Origin of the sequence: Xanthomarina sp., from assembly GCF_035306705.1 — a bacterium.
GTDB lineage: Bacteria > Bacteroidota > Bacteroidia > Flavobacteriales > Flavobacteriaceae > Xanthomarina.
Genome location: NZ_DATGNO010000033.1, coordinates 1 through 4,243, shown reverse-complemented (window position 1 = coordinate 4,243; position 4,243 = coordinate 1). Strand labels below are relative to the sequence as shown.

Annotated in this window: 3 protein-coding genes and 2 pseudogenes; all 5 read right to left on the bottom strand. The window is 34.5% G+C overall.

Annotation, left to right across the window (positions count from 1 at the left end; translation table 11 throughout):
• On the bottom strand, positions 1-656 hold a 656-nt coding region (locus tag VKY47_RS02815; protein ID WP_414731188.1), incomplete at its 3' end, for a sodium:solute symporter family protein.
• 15 nt (positions 657-671) lie between these two features.
• Positions 672-812: a hypothetical protein gene (locus VKY47_RS02810; protein WP_324310179.1), complete on the bottom strand. Its 141-nt coding sequence runs from the start codon at positions 810-812 to the stop codon at positions 672-674.
• A 215-nt stretch (positions 813-1,027) separates the two neighbouring features.
• A pseudogene (locus tag VKY47_RS02805) lies at positions 1,028-1,288 on the bottom strand (hypothetical protein); the annotation flags it as partial.
• 113 nt (positions 1,289-1,401) lie between these two features.
• On the bottom strand, positions 1,402-3,246 hold the full coding sequence (locus tag VKY47_RS02800) for a chloride channel protein (protein ID WP_324310177.1): 1,845 nt from the start codon (positions 3,244-3,246) through the stop codon (positions 1,402-1,404).
• Between the two features lie 260 nt (positions 3,247-3,506).
• Positions 3,507-3,677, bottom strand: a pseudogene (locus VKY47_RS14455) (tyrosine-type recombinase/integrase); the annotation flags it as partial.
• Positions 3,678-4,243 lie beyond the last annotated feature (566 nt).

Genomic DNA, 4,243 nt, shown 5'->3' with positions numbered 1-4,243 from the left:
CTCAGGTAAGGCTGTATGCCCTCAAACCCGCCTAGTTTAAAATAAGCAACCGGAATAGCAATTAACATTAATCCGCCTAATAAAATAATCCATTGTACTGTATCGGTATAAATAACAGCTTTCATCCCGCCAAGCATCGTGTAAAAAACAGCAATAGCTCCCATAATCCAAAGCATAGTCTGCGTATCAATAGCGGGAAATGCTGCAGAGGAAAGTTTTGCTCCTGCCAAAAACTGCGAACTCGTAAAACCGGTATAACCGATAATGCAGATAATTGCGGCGACTAAAGCTACCTTTTTGTTGTATAAAAATTGGAAAACTTGTGGTAGAGTCAGGAAGTAGCTTCCTCGTTCTCGTTGCCAGTCAAAAACTCTGGGAATTAAGAAAACAGCACTAAGCCAGGCACCGATTAAGCCGGTAAACAAAAGCCACGAGCCCGACAAGCCCATAGTAAAGCCAACACCTCCCAGACCTATGGAAAACCCGCCTCCTACATCCGTAGCGACTACCGACAGTCCAACATGTCCTGCCGACAATTTACCTCCTCCTGTGTAATAATCTCGTTCGTCGGTATGCTTGTTGGCAAAATAAAAGCCAACACTCAGCATCCCTAAAAAGTAAACAATAAAAATTAGTATATCAATCCAATGTGGCATAATCTTGTTGTTTTCTTAATTAATTACAAACAGAGACTTTTGAATATCTGTCTTGACATTGTCAAATTCTATAATGGATGAAAATAAGTCGGAAATTTGTTTTTCTGTTTCAATTGAAACTTCTTGTAAAGTTTTGTAATAGGTATATTCTATCATAATAAAAATTTATGCAACCGCAATGCTGCTGACTGCGATCTGGTTGTTTTATTTTTTTCTGAAATAAAATGGACAGCTTTTACTGAACGAAGCTAAAAGAAATTAATCCTGAAGCAAAAATAGCGGTTAGACACATTAGGTAAAATCTGAAATGCCGCTATGAAATAATAAATACAAAGGTAGGAAAAAATATATAAATGGTCTCTGATAACGAAATACTTAATTAAATATTTGTTAATACTAGAATTTAAGACCCAAGAATATGTCGTTCTTAACCAGGATTTCACTTGATGACCCGAGAGCTTTGCTCGAACTGGCGAAGCAATCATTGTTTGTAGTGTTAGAAAAATTTTACCCTTATTGCTTGAAATTTGGTTAATTTTAAAATCTTTTATTGGTTTATATCCTTTCCAATCATCTGTAACGATTTGAGCGGATTTATCTATGTGTTTATCGAAAATTGTTCGTAGAGATTTTCCATAAATCTCAATGTTTTTCAATACTTAAAGAATATGGAATTATCTAATGACTTCTAAATGATTTTATTAAAGCAGTTGATTTTTAGCGTAATAAATGATTTTACTACGTATTACTCAGAATAAGCTTTCAGAAGTTCCCGATAACTTGTCAATATAGAAGACTTAGAGATAAAGCCTATAAAAACGTTATGGTCATCTACTACAGGAAGATTCCATGTTGCGGTACTATCAAACATCTGCAATATGTCCAAAGGTTGATCCTCAAGATGAATTATAGCCGGTGGTTGTTTCATTATCTGGGATATTTTAATCTCAATATTGTCCTTGTTAAACAAGTAAGGTCTAATGTCGTCTAATGTAAGAATAGCTTTTAATATACCAGAATCATCGACCACAGCAAAAACATTTTTATTGCCGCTTTTTACCATTTCAAATAATTCGCTTATAGAAGCATTTAAATTGATAACTTGAGATTGAATATCAACAAAATCTTTTGTTTTCAAACGAGAAAGAAGATTTTTGTCATGCCTATTGGTAAATATCTTTCCTTCATCTGCCAAAGCTTTTAAATCGGGTGAAATAGGAGAAAACCATTTTGCAATAAGAAAGGAAATAACTGAAACTATCATAAGAGGAATGAAAAGATCATAGCCGAAGCTCGACTCTGCAATCAGAAAAATTGCTGTAAGGGGTGCATATAATACTCCGCTCATAGCTCCTGCCATTCCGACCAAAACCAGATTATTAATGGGTACTTCCTTAAAACCTAATTGTTGACAAATAATAGCAAATAAGAAACCTAATGTTCCGCCTGCAAATAGTGATGGTGCAAAATTACCCCCATTACCTCCACTAAAAATAGTAAAAGAGGTAGCAAATGCTTTAAAAAACAATACAAGAAGCAAAAACAAAATAACCATCCATTCTTTAAAATCAATATACCTGAAAAAACTATTATCTATAACAGAATGGATATTGCCATTACTAAAATCTTTTACGGTATTATATCCCTCTCCGAATAGAGGTGGAAACAAAAAGCACAGTAATGAAAGGATGACTCCTCCCAACATTGCTTTTTGTAGTCGAGATATTTTTAGTTCATTCATAAAATGTTCAACCTTTTGCGAAATCACTACAAAATATCTTGCGTATAATCCTGAAATAATCCCTAGTACAAGGTAATAAGGAACATTCACATAGTTGAAAGCCTCCCGACTATAGAACCTGAACAAAACGTCTTCCTGTAGTAAAATCCGAGACAAAAGACTTCCACATACTGCAGCAACTACCAAAGGAATAAAGTCTGTGAAAACGACACCCGTGAGCAAGATTTCAAAAGCAAACATAATACCAGCAATTGGTGCATTGAATGCAGAAGCAATACCGGCAGTAGCACCGGCAGCTAATAGCAATGTGCGTTCTTTATAGCTTAATCTATATGTCCGTGCATAATTAGAACCAATAGCGGCACCTGTAACAGCCATAGGGCTTTCCAGTCCGGCAGAACCTCCAAAGCCCACTGTTATGGCACTTTGTATAATCTGTGAATACATTTTTACAGAAGAAACAATACTTGAATTTTGGGCTATCTCATAAAGAATTGCACCAATACCTTTTCTATCCTGACCTTTAAATATAGTTAGTACAATAGCAGTGGTCAGTACAATTCCGAGAAACGGGAAGACGATATAAAGGAGCATTTGGTATTCAAAATAGACTTTGGTCGTGATGAAAGAGTGAATGGTATGTACCAAAGTTTTCAGTATCACACCGGCCATTCCGGCTGTAATGCCAACAAGAATACCTGATAAAATAAGGAATTGTGTCCTGTTTAGCCTATTTTTGAGCCAATGAAGAACCAACTCATAACTTTTGGCTGTTTCCAGTCCATATTTTTGAAAATTTCTTTTAAATTTTAAAAAACTCAGATATTTTTTTCTATTGTGAATTTTCACTCGTTCCCTAATATAACAGATATAATTTTATACCAAAATTGAATATGGGCAAAGGTATTTATTCTAAGTGGTTTTTAGCAAAAAACAGGTTGTTTTTTTGCGAATGAAGTTGATTCAAAAAGAAGATTAGCTCTACTTTTATTTTGCATTCGTTTTAGATTAATAAGATATTGATGCAAATCAATTCAAAATAATTACAACCTTAATGAAATTGGCACTCAGAGGCACTATTTGGTATTCAAAGGTAGTTTACTAAAAATTTATCTTTGAGAGGAAACCATTTTTAGCTTTAGGTTCTGCATATCTTCACTCAATTTATGTTCGGCCACTTTCACGTAAATCTGTGTGGTTCGGATAGAAGTATGCCCTAACATTTTACTTACAGACTCAATCGGAATGCCATTGCTTAACGTAACCGTTGTCGCAAAGGTTATCACAGAAAACAGTGTTTCGTTTGCCACAGCCGCAGGGTGGTTTTTGTATTTTGAAATAAGTTGGACAGCTTGTGGCAACAAAGGTACTTTCACTAAAGTATTTGTCTTTTCTGTATTGTTTTCTGATGAATTTTTTTAGATTTTCGTTTTCAGGGAAATTTCCGACCTGCTACCATCTACCGTAATACGAGCCGTAAACGGAATCCTTTTCATTTTTCTGTTGTTTCGTCACTCTGATGACAAAGTGAATCCCAAAAGTGTTCGTTGTTCTCATATCCATTCATTTTGTGTTTAACCATTGTACTTTGATACAGTTCACTAATTCCAATCATTAGTTGCTCAAAAAAAGAAGTTAAACAGTGATAAAAAGCATTAAAATAAATGATGTAATATTTTGATATACATTTACTTACATGCTTTTTTGTGAGTAAATTTATAACATAAAAAAGACTCACCGAATAGCTCACGTTTAGATTGATATAAATTGGGATATTTTGATATGAAATAAAACAAAAAACCCGCAAATCCATAGAATTTGCGGGTTTTTGACGTCACTTAGTGTA

Excerpts from the sequence above, each read along its gene's own strand:
- VKY47_RS02810 (WP_324310179.1), bottom strand. The coding sequence starts at position 812 with ATGATAGAATATACCTATTACAAAACTTTACAAGAAGTTTCAATTGAA.